We start from the raw sequence: 25,844 nt of genomic DNA, 5'->3' as shown, positions 1-25,844 counted from the left end.
GCTACTTTATTCTACATTTACTTTGTTTCCAACACGAAAGTGCTTAATGCAGGCACTGTGATTTCATTGGATTGGATTTTCGCTAATGCTTTTGTCCCAGCTTTTTGCCCGTTTACAAGCAGAGAATATTTCCCTTTGTTTGGAATACTAAAATGGATAGCCTGCTTGTTTGCATTATGAACAACAGTTAGTTCAGTTTTTGACTTTTTTTCCGGACTTGTTAAAGTATAGGCAATAACATTTTTCGGTGCTTCCAAGAAGGTTAAATGTTGTTGAACTTCCTCCGCTGTTCCAAGGCGAAACGCCGGATACTTTTCCCTTAACTGAATAAGTCCTTTCATATACTCAACTTCCTGGTAATATTCCGCTTTCCGCTTCCAATCAAGTTGATTGACAGCATCTGATGACTTATAGCTGTTATGGTCTCCACCTTTTGTACGCATAAATTCCTGACCAGCGTGAATAAATGGAATTCCTTGTGAGGTTAAAATGATTGATGAAGCAAGCTTGTGCATTTGTTTCCGCTCCACTTCTGAGGCTTCAGGATTCGTCAATGCAAGCTTATCCCAAAGTGTGTGGTTGTCATGAGCTTCTATATACGTAACAACTTGCTCCGGATCAAGATAGCTGTCCATGCTTTTTCCGGCAATACCATTCTTAATCGTTTCCTCTAGTCCCGATTTACCGTTTACAAAACCTGCATCACGCTCTTCAAATACGCTTCCCTTTAGGCCATCTCGAATACGATCATTGAAATGAGCGATTCGCGGCATCGCAGCTGCATTCTTTTGGTTTGCCTTCTTCTCAGCAGCAAGCGGAGTATTTAGGTCCCAGCCCTCACCAATAACAATGATACTTGGGTCAATTTTATCCAAGGCCTTACGTATTTCATTCATCGTTTCAACATCATGGATCCCCATTAAGTCAAAACGGAAACCATCAAGATGATATTCCTTTGCCCAGTAAGTGACTGAATCAACGATGAACTTACGCATCATTTTTCGTTCAGATGCTGTATCATTGCCAACTCCGGTTCCATTCGCTAATGTTCCGTCTTCATTATAACGGAAATAATAACCTGGAACTAATTGGTGGAAATTCGATTCACTAACGGAATACATATGGTTATACACAACATCCATGACAACGCGAAGGTTCTGTTTATGAAGGGCTTGAACCATTTGTTTTACTTCCTTAATTCGTACCTTTGGTTCATATGGATTCGTTGAATAAGAGCCTTCTGGTGCATTGTAATTCTTCGGGTCATAGCCCCAATTATATTGCGGCACATCCAGCTTTGTTTCATCAACGGTGTGGTAATCATACATCGGAATAAATTGAACATGAGTCACACCCAGGTCTTTAATATGACTAAGTCCCGTTTTCACACCTTGCGGGCTCTTTGTACCAAGTTCAGTGACTCCTAAATATTTCCCTTTATGCTTAATTCCACTTTCTGCTTGGATCGATAAATCACGAATATGCAACTCATAAAAAATAGCATCCTCCGCTTTTTTCAGAGCTGGTTTCTTAGTCGACCAGTTCTTTGGATTTGTACTTGTTAAGTCCACGACCACACCTTTATCACCATTTACCGTAACAGCACGTGCATACGGATCGACTGCTTCGGTCCACTTATCGCCAATCTTCACTTTATACGTATAAATCAAGCCATCCTGGTTCCCTTGTATTTCAAGTTTCCATGTTCCTTTCTCGGCTTGCTTCATAGCTATTTCTTTACCAACTTGATCGTCCCAGTTATCATACGTAACAAGCTTAGCTTCACTAGCTGTAGGGGCCCAAAGACGAAAAGCTGTCTTCTTTTTGGCGTATACATTCCCTAAGTCATTTCCATCGTAATAAAAAAGGGTGTCAAACTCTTCTGATCGAATGGCAGCTCCCATCTCCACATCAGCGGTTCCGAATAACTGCTTCGATATTTTATATGTTTTCTTCAAATCAAGATTATCTTTCGTAATTATTTTTACCCTATTTGTCGTCGTTTCATTTTCTTTATAGGCTTGAATTTCTTTAATTTGTACTCCCCCCAATGTAAACCCAGCAAATTTTCCATCATTTAATGAAAAAGGAAAATTGGTTTCTATCGTAATTTCGTTCATTTTATCAATTTTTGCACTGACGATTTTTGGCGTACGATCTATTTGCGATACATCATAATACACCCGTTCAACCCCTTGTGTAATCCAAATTTCCGCTGTGCCATCTTCATTGAACTTCGTAATAAAACGATCATTAAATTCCCTATTTGCCCAAGCATCTCCACCCTTGCTTTGACGAAGAATGAAACCGAGTTTCTTAATTCCCTCTTCATCCGATACGGTCAACTTGGCAATCTTTCCAAATTCATCTTCATCTGTGAAAGCTATCTCATGTCCATCTTTTCCGTCTGGCCACACCCATAGATTCCAACCTTGATACTGCTGGTCATAGCGGAAGTAGTGAATGGTCACGTCTATATGTTCATAGGAAGGGAAATCACGATATTCTCCATCTGGTGGCTCCATATACGTTCTAGGATCACCTGATTTGACCCAAACCTCTACCTCGCCACTACTAACGTCTATCCAACGGTCTTCTTCGCCATCCTTTTCCCATGATTCTGTACGAACGATAAAGCCAACACGCTTTGCGTCACTAGGTACCTCGATTTCCGCAATCTTTCCAAACTTATCTTCGCTGGTAAACGGATAGGCCTTTCCTTCTCCACCTTCAGGCCAGATCCAAAGTTCCCACTCTTTCTTGTCGTTCGCTGCTTCTTGATAATGAATCGTTACTTTCGTTGTATCCGCGTCAGCAAACGCTTGCACAGAAAACCCTGAAAAAATCATGGTTAGAATAAGTAATATAACCGTTAATGATATTTGTACTTTTCTTACCTCCATTGTTATCCCCCCTTCCTAATTATTAGAATATTCTATATTATCATTATAGTCAAAATAGCATTGTTTGCATATGGTGATTTTAAAAAATACTTGAGAGTACATTCCATTTTTTCTTGAATCCGTTAAGTAACCGTGTTGTTTAAGAAAGCTGAACTAGTGTTGTAAGCTATAACGACTAGTAGAAGCGCAAGACAGACTTCTTTATCGGGAGTGATGACATTGACAACAATGAAATATGAATGGCGGAAAAGAGATAAAGAAATTTATCTACCTAAAAACAAACCAATATTAGTAGATATTCCACCGATGAAATACTTTATGTTGAAGGGAAAAGGCAATCCTAACAGTGAAGCTTTTAAAGAGGCTGTTCAAACATTATACGCATTGTCATATGCTATTCGAATGATGCCGAAGAAAGGATTTACACGGGAAGGCTATTTTGAGTACACGGTATTTCCATTAGAAGGAATTTGGGATTTGGATGAAATCGGAAGACAATTAGATAAGTTGGATAAAGATCGATTAATATATAAATTAATGATACGGCAGCCTGAGTTCGTATCAAACGAACTCTTTATAATGGCCAAAAATGTCGCAGAAAAAAAAGTATCGGAAAAATTGTTAAATCAAGTTACATTTGAGGAAATTAAAGAAGGGTTATGTGTGCAATGTATGCATATAGGGAGTTATGATGACGAACCAAGGACGTTTGCCATGATGGATGAGTTTAGTATAGAAAAAGGTGTACATCGTATTGACAAAAGACACCGAGAAATATACATAAGCGATGCACGAAAAACATCTCTTGGAAAATTAAAAACAGTCTTAAGATTTAAGGTATCGAACTGATTACTTAGTAGTGCGCTTTTCTAAAGCTCTCAGGGAATTTGGCGTCATGGTGAACATTAAACGATGTCATTGCATTAAGTTAGAGCGAGGGTTCCAAAAGGGTTAGGCCTTTTTTGAACCCCCACTCTGACTGTTTGATATTTATTGAGAAACAACTGGTTCTATTTTTAGATCATCGTGTTTAACAAGTGCATGCTTCTCCCATTTTCGGCTCTTCCACCTGAAAAACATGATGATTGCCCGTGTCCACTCATCAGCTGCAATCGCAAGCCAAATCCCCGGTAAACCAAGATCAAGATGGAAGACAAAGAAATATCCTAGAGGGAGACTCATTCCAACCATTGAAAGCGCACCTATCAAGACTGGATATCTGGCGTCTCCTGATGCACGCAATGAATTGATCAGAACGATGTTTATCGTACGACCCGTTTCGAGCAGGATACTTAGTAAGAGGACACTTGCACCCATTCGAATAATCTCAGGGTCATCAGAGAACAGTCCCATCAATGGTTTTCGAAGTAGAATAACAATTACTACCATAGAAAACGTAACGGCTAATGCCCACTGGACGCTTTTCCACACCCGAAAGTACGCGTCATCTTTCCGATTTCCACCGACATAACGACCTACTATAATTGCTGTTCCCATCCCAATTGCCATAGCAAACAAGTAAATGAACATAGAGATGTTTGTAGCATATTGTCTTGCTGCTAGCGAGCTAGCACCGAGATAGGTTGCATAATATAAGAACACGATTTGACATGCTTGATACATAATTTGCTCAAAGGCAGATGGCAAACCAATTTGTAGTATTTTACGAATGTACTCCCATGATAAAGTGAAATAATACTCCAGCCTCACGCGAACTTCCATCACTCGATACAGAAGCCAAAAGAATACAAGCAGCGCAAGAAATCGGCTAATGACTGAAGATATAGCCGCACCTTGAACACCTAACTCAGGAAAACCAAATTTCCCGAAGATGAGTGCATAATTTCCTAGTATATGAATCACGTTCATCCCAAGTGAAACAAACATCGCTTCCTTCGTGAAACCATGAACGCGAATAATGGCAGCCAATGAATTAATAATTGCTTGTAGGAAAATGGCTCCTCCAACAATCTTTAAATAACTTTGTGCATAAAAGAGGATATCACCTGATAAGTTCAAACCTTGCATCATTCTCTCGCTATAAAAAACAAAAACAATGCTTATCATGATACCGACTATTAAATTAAGGACAACTGCGATTGCTGATATTTTAGCAGCTTCCAGAATTTTTCTTGAACCGATATACTGAGCAATAACGATGGCAGCACCATTACCAACCACTTCTAAGATAAGGATGGCAATATGGAGATATTGATTGGCAGCACCTACACCAGAAACAGCATCATCAGAAATTGCACTCAACATAAACGTATCGACAATCCCCATTAACATAAATAGAAAAATCTCTAAAAAAATAGGCCATGTAAGAGAGAATAGATTAAAATCCTTCTGCATCTTCGTTGAATTTTTAACCAAAATTTCACCTTCTTACTCTATATACTTTTTAAAACAAATAGTATCGTATCACAGTTCAATTGCAGATACACCTATTTTTTGAAATGTTTCCAAAAAATAATTATTTCCATATTAACTCATACCCTTTTTTGTAGGAATAGGGTCGAAATTGAAGATTCTTACGTACTTCCTTGTGCAAAGACGTGTATTTGCGTTATCTTAGAATCACAAATCTAAATATAAAGGTGTGCGTACTTTTGCGAATTAACAAATATATTAGTGAGTCAGGGATTACATCAAGACGGGGCGCCGATAAGTGGATTGCTGAAGGAAAAGTGACAATTAATGGTATAACAGCTGAGCTAGGCAGCCAGGCTGAGCCAGGTGATGATGTGCGAGTGGATGGGAAACCGGTTATCATTGAACAACAAAGTGTATACCTTGTTCTCAATAAACCAGTAGGCATTACGAGCACGACGGAAAAACATATTAAAGGGAATATTGTTGACTTCGTGAACCACCCATTGCGGATTTTTCATATAGGGAGACTTGATAAAGATTCAGAAGGGTTAATCTTGCTCACGAATGATGGCGATATCGTAAATGAAATTCTACGATCTGAAAACAAACATGAGAAAGAATATATTGTACAAGTAGACAAGCCAATCACCGACTCATTCTTAAGGAATATGGCTTCAGGCGTAGATATATTAGATACGAAGACTCTTCCATGTAAAGTCATTCAACTTTCTAAAAACAGTTTCAAAATAATACTGACACAAGGCTTAAATCGGCAAATTCGCCGTATGTGCTCTGCTCTTGATTATCAAGTAGTAAGTTTGCAGCGAATTCGTATCATGAATATTAAGCTTGGTGGGCTTGCAGTAGGACAGTGGCGTGATCTCACTAAGGCTGAAAAGGAAGAATTATTTTCTGAGCTCAACTACACGCCTCGAAAACGATAATTCTACAAAAAAGGGTGTCCCAAAAACAAAGGGTCAGACCCCGCAACAACTAAATACCGTATAAGATAAGTGTATGAAACACTACATACTGATTTAGAGTGCGAGGTCAGACCCTTATGAGACTCTTTCACGATTATGACTTAGGTATATTACATGTAACAACTATTTCACGATCCATCACATGAAAATTGATCTGTCCATCATATCTTTTGACAATTTCTTTTACAATAAATAACCCCTGTCCTCTTATCTTGCCTGCCTTTTCTTTCTTCGTTGAAAAGCCTCTTTCAAAGATATTCTCTATCACCTTTTCATTCATAGCAGGTCCAGTGTTCTTCACTTCAAATAAGTATTGGCTGTTACTTACTTTACAGGCTACTTTAATTCTCCGATCGGGTTCTGGAAGTTCAATTGTGGCCTCAATCGCATTATCAATTAAATTAGACAGAATTTTTATCAAATCAGTCGACTTAATGTTTGAGAATGAATCATTGGATATATCAAACTCGATTTCTATTGTATGGTTTTCTGCGGTAAGCTTTTTTGTTTCCATTAATACAGATAAACCTGGGTTGTTTACATTCAAGTTAATATTTTCAATCGCATGTACTTCTTTAAAGAGATGTGCTAAATACTCTAGAGCTTTTTCTTGATTGCCTAGCTTCAACAAACCGTGGATGACTTGGATATGGTTAGAAAAGTCATGTCGTAAAGACTGCACAGAAGAGATTAAAGAACGGAACTCCGATTGATATGTTACTTCTGTTTCGCCCACTTCTTTTTTTAACTCCCTTTGGTACCACTTTTCGATGATTAAAAAGGATAAAAGTAAAACTACTACGAACAATCCGTTAAAAATCAGCATATGTGAATTATTCTTTAATACATTTTCACTGATATGATTGAGCGCTTCTGTACTTATATCAATAGCTAGAAAGCCAATGATCTCTTTTTGGTTATCAATAATAGGTGTCCCGACGGTAAGATATTGTCCAAATACTGGATCATTAATAACGCTCGTATAAAACGCTTCCCCCTTATATGCTTGTGCAACCTGCTTTTCTGGAACGGTACACACCAATCCTATTTCTACATTTTCTGAATTTGGCATTCCTGCTACCATGACTCTCGATATTCTAGGATTATCAACCGCCAGTGAATAGAGATGCAAAACACCAATCTTTTCTCTCACGTCATCAAAGTATTCTTTAAGCGCATTATATTCTTTCCCTTTTACTGGATTTTCAAGAAACTTCTTGTACAACTCTATATCCATAGAAGCAGCGATGCTCTTTGCTCTCTCTACATTGTGGACAGCAATCGATTCTTCTATCGTCTTTTTAATAGTAAAATAAGATGCAAGTATATTCACACCTGTGAAGAATACGACTAAAAATAGTGCCAATCCAAAAATCAATTTTACTTTTGTTTTTTTCATATGAACGTTTTTTCCAACCTTTATTATGGATTTCTAGAGTAGATAAAGTGAAACTGCCTTATATCAACTTAATGATATCGTACGTTTATTCTACTATATTTTAAAGGGTTACATAATAAAAGAAGGCTTTTCTAAATATCCAAGGGAAAGTAGAACGCAATAATGGAAGGAATAGTAACACCTATCCTTCCATTGAAATATTACATATTTCCCCAACGATAAAGTGAAACTTCAATCAGTGAGGGTTTTATTTACTGCTCGTTAATGCGGGATAAATCCCTAGTAGGGAGTTAGCTTGCCTTTAGCCATGGGATGGTCAGTTAATATACTTTTTCCCGACAAGAATGTCCATAATTCCATCTGTCGGAATGATGAATTCTACTGAGCCCATATAGCCTGGTGCTACCTCAAATTGATCAAAGACAATAACTAAATTGTTCTGTTTATTAATGTAAAACTTTTAATTTCTATCAATTTTTTCAAATCTTACCGGATCTGCTTTCATCTGCTCAGCTATCTGAGCTATGATATTTTCACTTAGTACATCTACATAGCTGTCATTTTTAAATAAACTTTTTAAGGTGAGTAAGACTTGATTTTTTTATCTATTGTATCGAACTGCATTTCTGTAGAAGAAGATGCCTGGGTAATGACGTTATAGCAGCGTATTGAGAATATGGTATCATTGTCAGTCAGTACTTCATACCCACTAGTGACAGCCATATTTGTATTTTCTCCTTCTTTAAGTTCTGCCAACGTGTTTGTAAACTCTTGATACAATTGCTTACTTTCTTCAATATATTTTTCATTCAATGAAGCTTCCAGACCTGAATTGTCCAAACCAGGAATCTCGGGTACTTTAATATCCACGCTTGCATGGTTATCCTTCTCTTCTTTCCGTTCCTGGAGCGTAATTACGTCAATGACCTTGCCGATAATCGGAATATCTGACATCGCGTTGGCAGCTGAAGGACTCAAATTGACCGTTGTCATTAACAAAATAGCAGCAGCGACTATACCTATTGACCATTTATATGCTACTTTCTTCTTTTTAACGGGAGTTTGAAGCGCACGATTGATAACATCATTTAACTCCTCTGGAATAGGTATCATATAACGATCTTTTAATTTTTCTAAATCTTTGTCCACCTTCTATGCCCTCCTAAATCCATTAATCTTGTCGCCAGAGAGTAATGCCTTTTTAATCGATTCTTGAATAATATCAAGGGCGTCATCTTTATTTTTTACATAGCTAAAAGCTAGCCGGTAGTAGTTTTCCTTTTTTTCAGTAATTGTTGTGATAAGTAATTGACGGATAGCCTGAATCATTACATGAAAGAGCTCCTTTTCTTGAAGTTGGTACGTACCATTTGATGTTACATTGGATAAACGTGTGAAAATCTAAAAAGGTTTGTACCGTCAATAAAAAAACATTAGTAAAATTTACATGTTAAAAAAGTAAGAAATTTGTAGTTTCCTGAAACAAATCTTTTCCTTCAAACGTCTATCTGATAGACTGATAGTATAAGGGGACTCGTAATATGAAAATCAAAATGAACCGATTAAAAAGAATCAAATTTAAACGTGTTTTTACGTTATTAGCATGTATATTCGTACTAGTATTATCCATAAGATATGTTATTTCTGAAAGAGCGCAAGCCACAGTAAAAAAAGAGACAGAAATTTTTACAGATGCAAAGTATCCGACAGTAGAAATGCAAACATTGATTAAAGACCAAACTCATGGGGGATATTCAGTTAATTATCCTACATTACAAATAAAAGAGATTGATCAAACCTTAAAGGCTTATGTAAATGAAGAGATCGCCAACTATCAGCAAGCGATTGCACAGAAAAAGATCCCAAAGGAAACCTCAACTGAGTTAACAATCACATACGATATCACGCATTATAGTGAACAAACGATAACCATTCTATTTAATGAATATCAATTTACTGGTGGTAAATTAGGAGAGCCGTCAATCCAAACATTTACCTTTGATCTTCCATCACAAAGACTGATTTCATTACAAGATATCTTCTATGAAAATAGTGATTATCTGAACAGTCTATCGATGATTGCTTTTACCGAATTGAAGAAGAGTAAAAAACTTGCAGAATCAGAGACTTTAAAAGCGAAAACTGAACCGAAGCTTGAAAATTTTAGCCAATTTTCTATACTTGGAGATACCATTGTCTTGTACTTCCAGCCATTTCTAGGATCAAATGGTTATTCTAAAACACAATCAATTGCTATTAAAAAGGCTGTATTTGATTCCATTCTTAAAGATTCTTACAAAAACACCAAAACGAACAAAAACAAGATTGAGGAAGCTCCACCCATTCATATTGTGACGGAACTTCCAAAGCCAAGTGGAATTGACCCTACTAAAAAAGTTATCGCTCTTACCTTTGATGACGGTCCAAGTAAAGAACCAACAACTTTAATCCTCGATGCATTGAAAGATTCCGACAGTCACGCCACATTCTTTGTACTCGGAAGTCGCGTTCAATACTATCCAGAAATCATTCAAAGAATGCTTGAGGAAGGCAACGAGGTTGGCAATCACTCTTGGGATCATCCGCAGCTGACCCGCTTGACTGAAGAACAGGTCAAACATCAAGTGTGGGACACTCAAGCAATTATTAAAAAAGTAAGTGGTTATGAACCCATTCATATTCGTCCGCCTTATGGAGCGATTAACGACAGTGTTCATCAATGCTTAGGGGAAATGGGCGTTTCCCTCTGGAATATAGATCCAGAAGATTGGAAGCTACGAAACAAAGACCAAATTGTTCAGTCAGTATTAAGCAAGGTTGCGGACGGTAAGATTATCCTTATGCATGATATTTATGCTACGAGTGCTGAAGCTGCCGTTGAAATCATTAAACAGCTTAAAGCACAAGATTATCAATTAGTGACAATTTCTGAGCTCGAAGAAGTGAAGAAACAGCGGCAAGAGGCTATACCAAGTAAGGGATGATTAAGGCACATGTTTCCAAGCCAGAGCCTGTACATATTCCTGCCAAACTATGTCGCACGATAAAATAGTAAGGTCAAAAACCCCCGCCCAGATTTTATTGTAGGCGGGGGTTTTTTGGCTTGTTTAAGGAAGGTGAATGACCGTACAAATGCTCCACACAATATAGACTGTATTTCGGGTAGGGCACACTTTATGAGCAGTAGGAGTCACAAATTACAAACGTGAAACCTTCGTATTATAATTTCATGAATCTTTTTCTCTAGGTTATTCGTATTAATTGATAAAGTAATAGGACAACTAACTTTAAAAGGGGATGCTTTATGGGTAACATCTTTCTATTTACACTTATTATCGGGATCGTGTCTTCACTGATTCTTTTACCTATTTACAAACGCAAAAAATCAAGTGAAAAAGAGGATAAACAGCTAAAAGGTGGTTTTTTGATAGCTGTGGTGATCTTGTTAGTACTCATTATGTTTTCATTCTACTATCTAACTAATCTGGATAGAAACCTATCTTCTTTATGGCTGTTGGCAATTATTATCACCGCTGTAGGAGCAGTACTCGCAACTGGTAAGGAAAGAATAATTAAATCCGTTCTATTCGTTGGATGTCTCATCATCGCAGCCTATTTCCTAACGGCAGGTCTGTTTAATGCAGATGAAAAATATGACAAGGTAAAAATGGCAGAGAAAACAGAAATCAAAACGTTCGATGAGAAAGCAACACCTGCTAGTGTTCCACCACAATTTGCACGCAATAAAATGAGAAAGGCATTTGGCCAAGTCCCAAATACAAGCTATTACGAGCTTGGAAGCCTACAAATCCAAAAGGTAAACGAGGATTATGTCTATATTGCGCCCGTTGAATTTTCGGGAATTTTCAAATGGTGGAAAGGAGAACAAACTCCTGGCTATTTTACTTTAAGCGCTACTGATTCTACAGCTAACCCTAAATTCGTAAAGGAAGAAATGGTTTTCACTCCTTCCTCTTATTTTGATAAAAACATTGAGCGTCATATTCGGATGCAATATCCAAAACATATCTTTTATGGGGATGCACAATTAGAGATTGACGATGAGGGAAAACCTTATTATATCCGTTCGTTCGGCGAATTTATTTCTGCCCGCAATGGATTTTCCGTCAAAGGTCTTGTCGTAGTAAATCCTAAAGATGGTGAAGCAAAAGCGTATAATTTAGCTGATGTTCCCGAGTTTATAGATGGTGCTGTTTCACCTGAAGTAGTCAGCTTACAAAACAGCTATTTTGGGAACTATGTCCATGGATTTTGGAATAGTAAATTTGGTAAACAAGACGTGAAACTCCCTTCAGACGAAGGAACTGAGTCCAATGTAACGCCAATTTTCAGTGAAGATGGCGATATGTATTATTTCACTGATTTCACCAGCCCAAAAGAAGGCGTGGATTCCATGCTCGGCTACTCACTTACCAACTCAAGAACTGGAAAAGCGACGTACTATACGGGTAATCTTGAAGAATCATACATGGATTCACAGGGAGCTTTGCAAATTATCGAAAAGAAATTCATTGAAAAGAAATGGCATGGGGAGATGTCTGTTCTTTATAACTTTTACGGAGAAGCAAGCTGGCTAACGCCTGTACTTGATTCTAACGGTTTTCTGCAAAATTACTTTATCGTATCAGCAGCTAATCCGGAAATTTCTGTATATGGAATCACTCCAAACGAAGCATTAAGACAATATAAAACAGCCTTGCAAAGAGGTGGAGGAACAGTTGACGGAAGCTCCAAAGCAGAGGAAAAGCAATTAAGTGGAACCGTGATACGAGTGTATAAAGAAAGGGCTGGAGACTTTACTGTTGTTTCTTTTTTATTAAACAACCAACAAAGCTATATCATTTCTTCTGAAAAAAGCCCAAAATCCATCTACTTAAAAGAAGGAGACAAGGTAAACGTTACCTACTTAGAGACCGGTGAAGAATTCTTGCCTGCGAAAGATCTAGTGATTGAGGGACTGGAGTAACCTTATCCTATTATCAATAAAAACACGATGAAGTGATTAAATCCTTCATCGTGTTTTTATTGATAATTTAGTTGATTTAATTTGAAGCTTTTCTTTTTTCAGCTAAATCAGTAGCAAGTTGGATCGTACGTTTCTTATTCAATGGATATAAGAATGTTAAAATTAAGAACACAATTAGAAGGATGACCGCCGGCACTAAAGTAGCTAGTGCATGAATACCATCTAATGCGCCTTGCGTTTGCGCTTCACGAGTTGCATCGTACCCAACAGCTGCAATCGCAAAACCACCAACACCACCAGCAATTGCTTGGCCCACTTTACGAGCAAATGAATAGATCGAATACACCGTTCCATCTTCACGTAAGCCTGTTAAGTATTCATGGTAATCGATCACGTCTGTTACGAATGCCCAAACCACTAAATTAAAGAATCCATATCCAAACATTGCAACAGTTAATAGAGAAATAAATTGAGTAGCAGATATGTTAGGTAAGAAGTATAAAAGAGCATATACAACGGCTGCCAATAACACACCTGATGCGGCTACTTCTTTTTTACCAAACTTAGCAACTAATGGTTTTACCATTGGCATAGCAATAAATGTAGTAGCTGTTCCAAGAAATCCTACGATACTTAATGCTGCAGCCGTACCAAAATAATCTTTAAATAAATACACGTTAACTGCGCCCGTAAGCATGAAACATACTAAAAATATTAGAGCTGAGGCAAGAAGCCAAATTAACGGTTTGTTTTTCATAAGACCTTTTACTGTTTGACCTAAATTACCTTTTGGCTTGTCAGTTTCAACTGCGACAACACGTTCAGTCGATAATTTATAACATGCCATATAACAAGAGATAGAAAGAATACCAAAGATAATGGCTCCCATTAGAAAACGGTCTGAATCTGCCTTATTATCTACAAATAAGATCAATGGGCCAACTACATTAATAATTAGACCTGCCATCGCACCACCCAAAGCTCTGAAAGTGGATAAAGATGTACGTTCAACAGGATTACTTGTAATTACAGACGCCATTGAACCGTAAGGAATATTAACAGTACTGTACAAAGTTCCCCAGATAATGTATGAGACAAAAGCATATGCCAGATAAAACCCATCAGACATACCTGGAATGTGAACAAACATTAATACGCCTGAAATAACGAGTGGGAAAGACATTCTGAAAATCCATGGTTTAAATTTACCATTCTTCCCTGATTTTCTTGTATCAATGAAACGACCCCATGTAATATCCGCTACAGCATCCCATAATCGGGCAACTAAAAAGAGCGTTCCCACAGTGGCTGCATTAATATGAAAAACGTCTGTGTAGTAAACCATTAAGAATGAAGCAACAAGAATAAAGAAGAAATCATTCCCGAAATCACCAAACAAATAACCAAGTTTATCTCTCATACCAAACTTTCTATTTACCCCATTTGTTGTTCCTGTTTCTTGAGCTAGTTTCCTGGCAGCTTGACCCATTTTTTACCCCTCCATTTAAAAGAAATATTCACCAACAATTCCTATAAAATTCCCAATTTTCAGTTAGTGAATTATAAATAATTACCAAATTGAGAATTAACCACATGCAGATTTACCTTCCCCTTTGAAGACTGTTCTAAGTTCTATAAATTGGAAACCCTTTCAAAAGTGTATAAAAAAATTTAATTGCATCTCGAGATAGGTAGGTAATTAGTTTAATAAACTAATTAACTACTGTATAAGTAGAATATCACCCTCTTTTACTCCCGTCAACAATAAATTTGTAAGCGCTACAAAAATATTTCAAAGGAGAACATCAAGTAGGATTAAGAAGGATCAGATACTTTATTAAAAATTAGTGATTCCTTATGAACCACAGTAATAGCAGCAAAAGTCACTCTTTTATTACATCCAAATATTTATAGTTTCACAACCGTTTGAGTAACTACTTGGACAAAGCCTTTATTAATAAGCGGAATATTGCCCAAGTTTTCCTATTACACATTTTTCGAGGAATCATCTGCTTGGTTTCTTGCCTCATAATACATATAGACGGTTCATCGTCGTCTTTAGCACAATTTCCCTCTACATGTTAAGTGTCCTTTGCGACCTTTTCTAAACTTAAAATATACAAAAAGAGCAATTTTGTTATATTTAAATAACGATTATTGGAATCTGGCCTTTTTGAACACTCATTTTAAAAAGCTTTCGTTTATTTAATCATTTGTTTAACTAAATCTCTATTCCGCTTTTTAAAGATTTCGTTATGTGAAGAGACCATTGCACTTTTACTAGCGTCAGGTTGTATAAATTGTTTAGCCTTGTTGACGGCGTTTGCTGCATCTTGGAAAGCACCAGCAATTAAATGGACTTTTCCCTCGTATTGTAGAATATCTCCACAAGCGTATAGTCCATCTATTGAAGATTCGCTAGTAGCATTGCCGGCAATATAATAATTCTCTGCTAGAGCAATATTTAATACACTATTTTCAAGTAGTGCCGCATCACTTTCATAACCATGATTAATAATGACTTCATCAATTGGCAGATATGAAACCTCTCCTGTTTCAGAATTAGTCAGTTCAACACGTTCAATGACTTCATGATTCTCACTAGCCATTAGTTTTGTTATTGACGTATTAAAGAAACAAACTGCAGAACTTTGCATTAATTGTGTTACTTGTGATTCATGGCCTGCTAATGCATCCTTCCTATATGTTACATACACTTTTTTGGCAATCGGCTCTAATTCATTGGCCCAATCGATTGCAGAATTGCCTCCACCTGAAATGATCACTGTTTTATCCCTGAATCGTTTTAAAGACTTTACTGTATAATTTAAATTGGTTACTTCAAACCTTTCCGCACCTTCTATTTTTAGCTTTTGCGGATTCAATATTCCACCCCCAACAGCAACAATCACTGTTTTCGAGTAATGTGTTTGGCCAGAGGAAGCTTGTAAGACAAAAATGCCATCTTCATTACGGCTGATCGACTCTACCTTTTCATTCAACACAACTTTTGGGTTAAAGGTCAATCCTTGCTCAACAAGTTGTTCAATTAATTTTGCTCCTGGTATTGGCGTCAGGCCTCCAACATCCCAAATCATTTTCTCAGGATATACATGAATTTTCCCACCTAATTGGGGTTGATATTCAATAAGCTTCGTTTTCATTTCTCTAAGTCCACTATAAAAGGTTGAGTAAAGCCCTGCTGGCCCTCCTCCAATTACGGTCACCTCAAATAGTTCTTGCTGTTCCATCCCATCCACTCCTCAGCACTTAATTATTAATGATTATCATTCTCATTAAAGAATACATCCTATTCTTTACTTTTGCAATAAAATAATGGTTGACAGTAGAAATAGATAGATTTATATTAGGTATGTGTTTGAAATTGATAATCATTATCAACTAATTAAGCTTAGATGTTCCAAAAGGAGGTTGCAACGTGGCACGCCTATATACAGATGACCTAAACATTGGTTATGGGGAACGGTTAATTGTAAAAGATCTTAATATAGAAATTCCAGATAAAAAAATTACTACCATCATTGGTTCCAATGGCTGTGGAAAATCAACACTATTGAAAGCTATCACTCGAATTATTCCCCATCAATCTGGAGCAGTCGTATTAGATGGAGGAAATATCTCAAAAGAGAGCACGAAAATACTTGCAAAAAAAATGGCGATTCTGCCGCAAACACCAGAAAGTGCAAGCGGATTAGCAGTTGGAGAGCTAGTATCTTATGGCCGCTTTCCTTACCAAAAGGGCTTTGGCCGATTAACTAAAAAAGATTATGAAGTTATTGATTGGGCTCTTGAAGTTACAGGAACGAAGGAGTTTAAATACCGTTCGGTAGATGCACTTTCAGGCGGTCAACGCCAACGCGTGTGGATTGCTATGGCTCTAGCACAAGAAACCGAAATGATTTTTCTAGATGAACCTACAACTTATTTAGATATGGCGCATCAGTTAGAAGTTTTGGAACTTTTGCAAACACTAAATAAAGAACAGAAGCGTACAATTGTTATGGTCCTTCATGACTTAAACCAAGCTGCCCGATTTGCTGACTATATTATCGCATTGAAAGATGGTGAAATCGTTAAAGCAGGAAGTTGTGAAGAAATTATCACCCAAGATGTATTAAGAAAAGTATTTCAAATCGATGCTGAAATTGGTAGAGATCCAAGAACAAATAAACCAATGTGTTTAACTTATAATTTATTAAAAGGAGATTCATATCATGAAGAAACTATTCTTTCCGATTACCCTACTACTATTGCTAGTTATTAGTGCATGTAGTAATAACACAACACAAGATGAGAGTAAAAAGGATGCAAATCAAGAAAAAAATCCAGAAACCATTACATACGAATCTGAAAATGGGCCGATTGAGGTTCCTGCTGATCCACAGCGTGTAGTTGTGCTTTCCAGCTTCGCTGGGAATGTAATGTCATTAGGAGTTAACCTTGTAGGTGTCGATGATTGGTCTAAGATGAATCCAAACTTTGAAGAAAAACTTAAAGGCGTTGAAGCAGTAACAGATGAGAGCTTAGAAAAACTAATTGAATTAAAGCCAGATTTAATTATCGGTTTAGACAATGTTAAAAATGTTGATAAGTTAAAAGATATTGCTCCGACTGTAGTATATACATACGGTAAAGTAGATTATTTAACACAGCATATTGAAATAGGCAAACTGTTAAATAAGGAAAAAGAGGCACGAGCTTGGGTTGATGATTTTAAACAACGTGCACAAGCTACCGGTGAAGAAATTAAAGCCAAAATTGGTGAAGACGCAACTGTTTCTGTCATTGAAAACTGGGATAAACAGCTATATGTTTACGGCGATAATTGGGGTCGTGGAACTGAAATTTTATATCAAGAGATGAAGTTAAACATGCCAGAAAAAGTTAAGGAAACAGCCTTAAAAGATGGTTGGTATGCATTATCGTTAGAAGTACTTCCTGAATTTGCTGGTGATTATGTGATTTTCAGTAAAGATTCAGATACAGACAATTCATTCCTAGAAACAGATACGTATAAGAACATTCCAGCTGTTAAAAACAATCATGTATTTGAGGCAAATGCTAAAGAATTCTACTTTAATGACCCACTAACTTTAGAATTACAATTAAACTTCTTTAAAAAATCATTTCTAGGTAACTAAGTTTTAGAAAGAGGATCTCCCATAAGGAAAGGGTCAAGCCCTATTACTGGGACATCCTCTTTTATTTTTTGGATTAACAGGCAATACGCCTACCTCCATTTTAGAGCTAGTAAAATGCACTAAAATTTACCTTTCTGATTTCAAAGGATTAGTAGAACCAATCGGGTTCTCCATATCGCCACCTTCTAATTAGCAGAGATTATTACAACACTAATTTAAAAGGGCGATGAATAAAAATCCCTACTTATTGAAGGTTCACTTTATAAAAGGAAAGATGAGAGACTTATGAAAAAAGATAAACAGCGATCTACTCAACTATTCATTAAATTTGTAGCAGCATTCTTGTTATTTGTTAGTATGTTTATTGTTTCCATCGTATTTGGCGCTGCTGACACTTCGATTAAAGATGTTTGGCTGAGCCTTACATCTAATACCACTAGCAGTGCTATTTCGATTATCCGCGAAATTCGTTTACCGCGGGAAGTTGGCGCCATTTTTGTTGGCGCAGCATTAGCGGTTTCAGGTGCTATCATGCAAGGTATCACAAGAAATCCACTCGCTGATCCAGGTTTGCTTGGTTTATCAGCGGGAGCGAATACAGCTTTAGCGATCACTATTGCCTTTATTCCTTCCGTAAATTACTTTGGTATCATGATAGCTTGTTTTATTGGAGCAGCTGTAGGTTCCTTCTTAGTTTTTGGGATTTCCACCATGAAAAAAGGTGGTTTTTCTCCACTCCGAATTGTTTTAGCTGGTTCTGCCATTTCTGCTTTTCTATATGCAATCGGCGATGGCATTAGCATTTATTTTAAAGTGGCTAAAAATGTTTCCATGTGGACGTCTGGAGGATTGATTGGAACAAATTGGGCGCAGCTCCAAGCAATCATCCCTATCATTTTAATCGGTATTCTTATTTCCATTGTTCTCTCAAGACAGTTGACGATTCTTAGTTTAAATGAAGAAGTCGCTGTTGGGTTAGGTCAAAAAACAACACAAATAAAAGTGATTCTGTTTGTTGTGATTATCCTCCTTGCAGGTGCTTCTGTGGCGCTAGTCGGAAATATGGCTTTTATCGGCTTAATGATCCCACATATTGTGCGAGCAATAGTCGGGACTGATTATCGCTCTATTATTCCTATGTCAGCCATTTTAGGCGCTATTTTTATGCTTCTTGCTGATACACTTGGACGGACGATGTACTCTCCTTATGAAACACCAGTGTTTGCTATCGTTTCACTAATCGGATTACCTTTCTTCCTAATTATCGTTCATAAAGGGGGCAAGGCTTTCTCATGATTCAGCCATCATTAATTAGAAAACAACGAATCATTTTATTTATTTTACTTTTACTAATTTTACTAACGACCATTATCGGAATGGGATTGGGCTATGCCTCCCTTTCCTATGATCGCCTTCTTCCCACACTAATTGGCCAAGGTACGTTTAAAGAAGAATTTGTGCTATTTTCTATTCGATTACCGCGAATTTTTATTACAGTATTAGCAGGAATGGCGCTTGCTTTATCTGGTGCTATTTTACAAGGGGTCACACGCAATGATTTAGCAGACCCTGGCATTATTGGCATTAACTCTGGAGCAGGATTAGCCATTACCGTGTACTTTCTATTTTCCCCAATAGATGTTGGTTCATTCGTGTATATGCTACCATTAGTCGGGTTTGCTGGTGCATTACTAACGGCCTTCTTCCTATACATCTTGTCATATAATCGCAAGGTAGGTTTGCAACCAACGAGGTTCGTATTAGTCGGAGTTGGTTTATCCATGGCTCTTTCCGGAGCAATGATTGTACTTATATCAGCTTCAGAGCGAGAAAAAGTCGATTTTATTACGAAATGGTTAGCTGGAAATATTTGGGGAACGGATTGGCCTTTCATTTTGGCTATGCTTCCGTGGTTAGTCATTCTCATTCCATTTACTTTATACAAAGCAAATCGCTTGAATATCCTTGGATTAAGTGAGCCAGTGGCAATCGGTGTTGGTGTTTCTATCGAAAAAGAACGTATCGTATTGCTTTTAACAGCCGTTGCTTTAGCTGCTTCTGCCGTTTCTGTTACAGGTGGAATTGCTTTTATTGGCCTTATGGCTCCACATATTGCCAAAGCATTAGTCGGCCCACGAAATCAATTATTTATCCCAGTTTCCATTCTCATGGGCGGTTGGTTATTGCTATTTGCAGATACAATTGGCCGTAATCTCGTCGATCCTGATGGGATTCCAGCTGGAATTATGGTTTCATTAATTGGTGCCCCTTATTTTATTTATTTACTATTTAAAAAATAGTCGCATAATTTTTTTTTAGTGAACTACGAAAAATATCTATTAATGATCTAACAAAAAGATCAGGACCCACACATTCCTCTAACATGTAGAATATGTAGGTCCCGATCTTTTTTTGTGTTTGCATGTAACTCACTTAATTGATAGCTGACTCATGATTATCTTGCATTCGGTCGCTCACCTTCTGAGATAAAACTGTTAATGCGTTCTATCAGATTTGGAAGTTCACTCATCGTTTTAATCGTATAATCTGCCCCATTTCGCATAAAAGAGTTTGCTGTTTTAGAGATGACAGCTTCTTTATCAGATTCTGATAAACGATTAAATTCATTTAAGCTTAAACCCATTTCAGAGCTGCCGATTATGACGCCAACTGACCAAACTCCTGCCTGAACCCCCTCTTTAATATCCGAAATGGTATCCCCTACTTTTACGACCTTCCATGATGCTGATAGTTTGAGCCGCTCCATATTCCGATAAATCATATATGGATATGGTCTTCCTAACGAATTTGTTTCATCGGGAGTAATATAACAATCCGGGCTGTAGCCTTTTTTCAAAGCATTAGGAACAACGACATCCATCATCGTATTTGTATACCCTGTTGTTGAACCAATTTTCAAACCTTGATTTCTCAAAACTTCAACTGTCTCAATCACCTCAGGAATCGGATCCGTATACTCTGATAATGAAGCCATAAGTGCGGGTTCAAATTCAGCATATAAACTCTTTACATCTTGTTCACTATATACTCGGCCATATTTTTCTTCCCACAGGGCAGATACTCTAGGCATAGATAACATCTCACGAATATGGTCAATTTTCAGCATCCCCATTGGAGCTCTTGCTTCTTCCATCGTTACGTCAATTCCTGCATTCTTAAAAATATCCACAAATACATTCACTGGTGCAAAGCATCCAAAATCAACTGTTGTTCCAGCCCAATCAAATATTACGCCTTCGATTTTATTCATTTTGTCACCACTCCCATGTATTCTTCTATAATATTGCATAATTCCTGAATATCTTCTTCATAGATTTCACCGATATTTCCAATTCGGAATGTATCTACGTCTGTTAGCTTCCCTGGATAGATGACATATCCTCGCTCTTTCACAAATAAATAAAAGTCTACAAAGTTGAATTGTTCATTTGGAAAAAGAAATGTTGTAATGATAGGTGATTGTTTTTCATCTGAAATATAGGCATGGATCCCTACTTTTTCAAGTCTCTCTCTTAAAAGCTGATTATTACTTTGATATCGAGTAAATCTAGCAGAAATACCACCTTCTTCTACTAATTCATCAATTGCTTTAGAAAATGCAGCCACTACATGTGTAGGCGAAGTATAGCGCCATTTCCCATCTTGTTCCATTTCCTTCCATTGATCAAATAAATCTAATGACAAACTGCGGGCATTTCCTTCACATGCTCTAAGTTTCTCTAATTTAGCAATGACAAACCCGAATCCAGGAACACCCTGAATACATTTATTTGCACTGCTAATTAAATAATCAATTCCTAGATCAGGAACATTAATTTCCATTCCGCCAAAACTACTCATTGCATCAATAATTAATGTTTTTCCATATTCCTCAGACAGGTTTGAAATCATTTCAATTGGATTTAAAATGCCTGTCGTTGTTTCACAATGCACCATGACGATATGTGTAATTTCCTGATCTTCTTCTAGAATGTCCCTGATTTCCGCTTCATTTGGGTATTCATTGTATGCGACACTGTATTCGCCAAAATTTAGGCCAATATATTGAGCCATTTTTACTACACGTTCACCATATGCGCCATTCGTTACGATTAAAACCTTATCCTGATTCGAAATGGTAGAAGTCATCACCGATTCAACAGCAAACGTACCACTTCCTTGCATGAGTACTACTGTATACTCCTCTTTAGAAGCACCTGCAAATTCAAGAAGTTGGGTTCTTATTTTTTGTGTGATTTCTTTATAGTCATGATCCCAAGTACAACGGTCAAAGAGCATTTCTTCTTTTACTGCGCTTGTTGTAGTTAATGGACCTGGTGTTAGAAGTTTATAGTTTTTCATACAATCACTCCCTGATCATTTATTTTGCTGATTTGAAAAATTGTTGATGTTGCTCTAATAATTCGATGGTTAATGGCTTTTCAAATTTCATTGAATGTGCTGGTTTGTTATTAGCTCCAACTGTTTCACCTTCATAAAGTGCAACTGGATAATTCGTTATTAAATTTTTTCTGGCATCTTTTATAATCACTTCTGCCATTTCCATTGCTAACTTCGTTGTCGCATCATCTTTCTTCACAACAGCAACGGATTCAGTTAGTGAAAAATTCCCTTCAATTGGATCAATATAATCAATTGGTAACCCTGACTCTTTCGCTACAACTGCTTGGTGACGCAATCCAAAACCAGCAGCGACTTCCCCAGCTTGTACTTTCTTGATTGGGCCTGATCCTGAACTTTCAAGATGTGGACCACTATTTGCAATTAAATCATGAAGAACTGCTTTCCCTTCTTCTTCTCCATATTGATTAATGACTGCTTGAACTAACAGCCAACCTGTTGATGAGTCCAAAATATTAGGAATCGACACGAGTCCTTGGAATTCTGGTTTCGTTAAATCTTTAATAGAAGTTGGCATCATTAAGCCTTTTTGCTTAATTACTTCTGTATTCACAAAGATTGAACCTGTATTCGCTAAAACTGGCGTGTAAAACGGTGGATATTTCTCTAATGGATTTGTTTGAAACGATAAATCGGCAAACATGGAATGTTTTTCTTGCGCGCTTTCTACAAAATAAGAACTCATTGTTACTAAATTAGCTTCAATTTGATCTCCCTCTGCCAGTAGCTTTCCACCTAATTCAGATGTACCTAACGATTGAAGAATATACTTTCCATCGTATCCCGCGTCATTTAAAGCACTTTCCATAGCCATTGTGGCCTCTTCATCACCATTTGTATAAATCACAACTTTTTTTGATCCATCCTCTTTATTGCTGGTACAAGCAATTAATGCAAATACTAAACCTAGAACAAACAGAGACAACATAATTCCCTTCACCGTTTTAAACATCATTTTCCCTCACTTTACATAGTTAATAGTTAACGATTTATCCCGGTTTCACAGGCTGCACCCCCACACACTGATGGAAGTTTCACTTTGTTAATTGTTTCTTTTGAAGATAATCACAAAGTAACTTAATAAATAAATTTGTAATGAAGATCAGTAAAGATAAGACAAATATTTCATTGAATTTAGCGAAATGCTGTAGCTCTTTAATTTCGCTAGCTACTAACGAAGTTTGAGCTGTGACCAAAAAGATAATCCCGCTAACTGTAACCATTGAATTGATAAAATAGTAGCTAATCATCTCAATCACTGTCGATGCTGAGTTTGGTAGAATTACTCGATAGATTGTCTTTATCCAGCTATCTCCCAATAATTCTCCAGTTGTTTCCCAAGATGGGTTCATTTTAGATAGCGAATTTTTCGCCATTAAATATGGTGTAGTAAAAAAGTGAACAATATTACATAGTACGATAATTGTGAATGTCCCTTTTAAACTACTGCCATTAAAAAGCAGTAAATACGATAAACCTAATACCATACCTGGGACTGTGTTCGTCATCATTGAAATAATATCAATCGATGACTTCCATCTTAAAGGTGTACGGGCGTTTAGAATGGCTGAGCAATAGGCGAACAACGTGCCTAATACAGCCGTTAATGTAGCAACTAGTAATGAATTTTTATAAACATCTGTTAAATCGCTAGATTGAAAGATGTTCATAACATGTTTCAATGTGAAAGTAAGATCATAAGGAAAACTATTTAAAAATGGGGCAATAAACATGACGGCAAAAATAGAAAGCATTGCTACTATAATTACCGAGGAAATAACCCCCAAACAAATATCTCTAAATTTATGTTGAATCAGCTCTATATTGCTAAACTTGTCATAATGAAAATTCAGTTTTTCAAGATAATTTAGTAGTAATACACCAAACACGGCTGGTAGTAACATCAGTATGGCAATGACTGCACCATGATTAAAATCGGGAATGGAACCAAGCATCACTTGGTATAGTTGAGTCGCCACAACATAATACGTCCCACCTACCGAAGCTGGTATTCCGAAGTCTGTAAAGCTCAAGATAAACGAAAGAACAAAAGCCCCACCTAAAGTTCCCAATAATGGCCGTACGATTGTATTCATGAAACTTCTTAACGATCCATCCCCCATTAACTTGGAAACGACGATAAATTTTTTATCAATGTATTTAAAGGAATTATTAAGTAGAAGAAACGCTGCTGGTACTGTATAAATCACATAGCCAATTAATAATCCATTAAATCCATAAATTTCAAATAAATTTCGTCCAAAGATTTTTGTTAGTAAGCCCTGATTTCCAAATGAATACATAATGGCGAACCCATACGTAATCGTTGGAAGTAACATCGGAATTACAATACCAGTTTTAATGACGGTTTTTATCGGGCCGTAGATTCTTGTACAATTGACGGCATAAGCAAGAGTAAATGCTAGAATCGTTGTGATGACAGCCGTCATGGTAGAAATTTTTATGCTATTTCCAAATGCCTCAATTAAGTCCTGATTAGACAGAATCGAAAGATAGTTTGAGATACCAAACCCCTGATTTGTTTCAAACGAGCGAACAAATAAAGTGCCAAGCGGGAATAATAGAAACACTGCAAATACCACTAGTATAGATAAATAAATGACTCGCATTTCTGTTTTTACATTAGGCATATTTTTCACCGAATAAGTTATAAATATTTTGTCTCTTAATCTGTAATTGTTTAAGAATAAATTCTTTAACAAAATCATTTTTGGGTTGATTGATAATTTCCCGTGGTGTTCCAAATTGAGATATATTTCCCTGATTGATAATTAGAATTTTATCTGACAAAGTTAATGCTTCTTCCGGATCATGCGTTACAATAATCGTCGTAAGCTTAAACTCTCTTGCAATAGATTGAATACGCTGTTTAATGGATTCTTTAATGACCCCGTCTAGTGCACTTAAAGGCTCATCTAGTAATAATATTTTTGGTTTCATAACTAATGTTCTTGCAAGAGCCACCCTCTGTTTCTGACCACCTGATAACTCGCCAATTTTCTTTGTTAAATGAGGTTTTAACTCTAAGAATTCGATGTATTCTTGAAGCTCTTTCTCAGACACTAATCCCTTCTTATTTCTTAATCCATATACAATATTTTCATAAGCACTTAAATGGGGAAAGAGCGCATAATCTTGGAATACGATATTAAATCCTCGATTCTTCATTGGCACATGACTCATATCCATATCATTAAAGATAATCTTTCCATGGTCCAATTGGGTTAAGCCTAAAATAATATTTAATAAAGTGGTTTTTCCACTCCCACTCGGACCTAATAGGGAAACAATTTCACCAGCTTTAATTTCAATATTTATGTCATCTAAAACTACTTTTCTATCGAATTGTTTGCTTACATTTTGTAATTTCAGCAAACTGTTCACCCCCTTAAATACAACCTTAGTATAAAAACTCGATGTAAATTAATATAAAGATTCACGTAAATACTGTGTAAATATTGCGTAATTTATCATTAACTTGATACAAACTCATGCCTAACTTATTCTATATTCATGATCAACTCATCTTATTATTTATGTAAATATATTGAATATATAATAAGCAATCAGTACACTAGAATTAATACTTCT

At 36.7% G+C, this 25,844-nt stretch carries 20 protein-coding genes and 1 pseudogene; 8 read left to right on the top strand and 13 right to left on the bottom strand.

The genetic code is table 11. The features are described from left to right. Positions 1-17: 17 nt before the first annotated feature. Positions 18-2,903 carry a type I pullulanase gene (pulA, locus tag ACIQZI_RS21210; protein WP_403077027.1) on the bottom strand — a complete coding sequence of 962 codons (2,886 nt, stop codon included), beginning with the start codon at positions 2,901-2,903 and terminating at the stop codon, positions 18-20. Between the two features lie 228 nt (positions 2,904-3,131). Between pulA and ACIQZI_RS21205 the strand changes: the two genes are divergently transcribed. Then, positions 3,132-3,752, top strand: a complete 621-nt coding sequence (locus tag ACIQZI_RS21205) for a GyrI-like domain-containing protein (protein WP_403077163.1) — start codon at positions 3,132-3,134, stop codon at positions 3,750-3,752. A gap of 141 nt (positions 3,753-3,893) precedes the next feature. On the opposite strand, the gene ACIQZI_RS21200 is transcribed toward ACIQZI_RS21205, so the two are convergent. Further along, positions 3,894-5,258 carry an MATE family efflux transporter gene (locus ACIQZI_RS21200; RefSeq protein ID WP_062186665.1) on the bottom strand — a complete coding sequence of 455 codons (1,365 nt, stop codon included), beginning with the start codon at positions 5,256-5,258 and terminating at the stop codon, positions 3,894-3,896. A gap of 257 nt (positions 5,259-5,515) precedes the next feature. Here ACIQZI_RS21200 and rluF point away from each other — a divergent pair, with 257 nt between their 5' ends. Beyond that, on the top strand, positions 5,516-6,223 hold the full coding sequence (gene rluF, locus ACIQZI_RS21195; protein WP_403077024.1) for a 23S rRNA pseudouridine(2604) synthase RluF: 708 nt from the start codon (positions 5,516-5,518) through the stop codon (positions 6,221-6,223). A 133-nt stretch (positions 6,224-6,356) separates the two neighbouring features. Here rluF and ACIQZI_RS21190 read toward each other — a convergent pair whose 3' ends face one another. The 4 genes and pseudogenes from ACIQZI_RS21190 to ACIQZI_RS21175 all read right to left on the bottom strand — a co-directional run. Then, positions 6,357-7,661: a sensor histidine kinase gene (locus ACIQZI_RS21190; protein WP_403077021.1), complete on the bottom strand. Its 1,305-nt coding sequence runs from the start codon at positions 7,659-7,661 to the stop codon at positions 6,357-6,359. A 316-nt stretch (positions 7,662-7,977) separates the two neighbouring features. Continuing rightward, a complete protein-coding gene (locus tag ACIQZI_RS21185; RefSeq protein ID WP_403077160.1) occupies positions 7,978-8,088 on the bottom strand; it encodes a hypothetical protein in 111 nt (36 codons plus the stop codon). Between the two features lie 149 nt (positions 8,089-8,237). Then, entirely contained in the window at positions 8,238-8,810 is a 573-nt protein-coding gene (locus ACIQZI_RS21180) for a polysaccharide deacetylase family protein (RefSeq protein ID WP_403077019.1), read from the bottom strand. Between the two features lie 24 nt (positions 8,811-8,834). Next, positions 8,835-8,990, bottom strand: a pseudogene (locus ACIQZI_RS21175) (RNA polymerase subunit sigma-70); the annotation flags it as partial. 212 nt (positions 8,991-9,202) lie between these two features. Here ACIQZI_RS21175 and ACIQZI_RS21170 point away from each other — a divergent pair. After that, complete coding sequence (locus ACIQZI_RS21170; RefSeq protein ID WP_403077017.1) at positions 9,203-10,645, top strand: polysaccharide deacetylase family protein; 1,443 nt, start codon at positions 9,203-9,205, stop codon at positions 10,643-10,645. A 320-nt stretch (positions 10,646-10,965) separates the two neighbouring features. Then, positions 10,966-12,648, top strand: a complete 1,683-nt coding sequence (locus tag ACIQZI_RS21165) for an MFS transporter (protein WP_403077014.1) — start codon at positions 10,966-10,968, stop codon at positions 12,646-12,648. 76 nt (positions 12,649-12,724) lie between these two features. Here ACIQZI_RS21165 and ACIQZI_RS21160 read toward each other — a convergent pair whose 3' ends face one another. Both ACIQZI_RS21160 and ACIQZI_RS21155 read right to left on the bottom strand, forming a co-directional pair. Continuing rightward, the gene (locus ACIQZI_RS21160) at positions 12,725-14,137 is read right to left on the bottom strand and encodes an MFS transporter (RefSeq protein WP_403077011.1); all 1,413 of its coding nucleotides are present in this window, start codon (positions 14,135-14,137) and stop codon (positions 12,725-12,727) included. 712 nt (positions 14,138-14,849) lie between these two features. Continuing rightward, a complete protein-coding gene (locus ACIQZI_RS21155) occupies positions 14,850-15,899 on the bottom strand; it encodes an NAD(P)/FAD-dependent oxidoreductase (protein ID WP_062186496.1) in 1,050 nt (349 codons plus the stop codon). A 188-nt stretch (positions 15,900-16,087) separates the two neighbouring features. Here ACIQZI_RS21155 and ACIQZI_RS21150 point away from each other — a divergent pair, with 188 nt between their 5' ends. The 4 genes from ACIQZI_RS21150 (at position 16,088) to ACIQZI_RS21135 (ending at position 20,110) form a co-directional block, all read left to right on the top strand. Next, positions 16,088-16,933: an ABC transporter ATP-binding protein gene (locus tag ACIQZI_RS21150; protein WP_062186498.1), complete on the top strand. Its 846-nt coding sequence runs from the start codon at positions 16,088-16,090 to the stop codon at positions 16,931-16,933. Continuing rightward, positions 16,884-17,810, top strand: a complete 927-nt coding sequence (locus ACIQZI_RS21145; RefSeq protein ID WP_403077007.1) for an iron-hydroxamate ABC transporter substrate-binding protein — start codon at positions 16,884-16,886, stop codon at positions 17,808-17,810. Before ACIQZI_RS21150 ends, ACIQZI_RS21145 begins: the two co-directional genes overlap by 50 nt. A 285-nt stretch (positions 17,811-18,095) precedes the next feature. Then, positions 18,096-19,106, top strand: coding sequence for a FecCD family ABC transporter permease (locus ACIQZI_RS21140; RefSeq protein WP_403077005.1), 1,011 nt, complete (start codon positions 18,096-18,098; stop codon positions 19,104-19,106). Continuing rightward, entirely contained in the window at positions 19,103-20,110 is a 1,008-nt protein-coding gene (locus ACIQZI_RS21135; RefSeq protein WP_403077002.1) for a FecCD family ABC transporter permease, read from the top strand. The genes ACIQZI_RS21140 and ACIQZI_RS21135 overlap by 4 nt, the downstream gene beginning before the upstream one ends. Before the next feature lie 155 nt (positions 20,111-20,265). On the opposite strand, the gene phnX is transcribed toward ACIQZI_RS21135, so the two are convergent. From phnX to ACIQZI_RS21110, 5 genes are all read right to left on the bottom strand, one after another. Continuing rightward, positions 20,266-21,081: a phosphonoacetaldehyde hydrolase gene (phnX, locus tag ACIQZI_RS21130; protein ID WP_403076998.1), complete on the bottom strand. Its 816-nt coding sequence runs from the start codon at positions 21,079-21,081 to the stop codon at positions 20,266-20,268. Continuing rightward, complete coding sequence (gene phnW, locus ACIQZI_RS21125) at positions 21,078-22,172, bottom strand: 2-aminoethylphosphonate--pyruvate transaminase (RefSeq protein WP_403076995.1); 1,095 nt, start codon at positions 22,170-22,172, stop codon at positions 21,078-21,080. The genes phnX and phnW overlap by 4 nt, the downstream gene beginning before the upstream one ends. Positions 22,173-22,191: 19 nt before the next feature. Then, positions 22,192-23,184, bottom strand: coding sequence for an extracellular solute-binding protein (locus ACIQZI_RS21120; protein ID WP_403077157.1), 993 nt, complete (start codon positions 23,182-23,184; stop codon positions 22,192-22,194). Between the two features lie 82 nt (positions 23,185-23,266). Continuing rightward, positions 23,267-24,883, bottom strand: a complete 1,617-nt coding sequence (locus tag ACIQZI_RS21115) for an ABC transporter permease subunit (protein WP_403076992.1) — start codon at positions 24,881-24,883, stop codon at positions 23,267-23,269. Continuing rightward, positions 24,876-25,628 (bottom strand): ABC transporter ATP-binding protein, encoded by a 753-nt coding sequence (locus ACIQZI_RS21110; protein WP_403076989.1) that lies wholly within the window; start codon positions 25,626-25,628, stop codon positions 24,876-24,878. The genes ACIQZI_RS21115 and ACIQZI_RS21110 overlap by 8 nt, the downstream gene beginning before the upstream one ends. Between the last annotated feature and the right edge of the window lie 216 nt (positions 25,629-25,844).

The organism is Peribacillus sp. NPDC096379 (assembly GCF_044762875.1).
GTDB lineage: Bacteria > Bacillota > Bacilli > Bacillales > DSM-1321 > Peribacillus.
The sequence above is the reverse complement of the archived record's forward strand: the minus strand, read 5'-3'. Positions and strand labels throughout refer to the sequence as shown.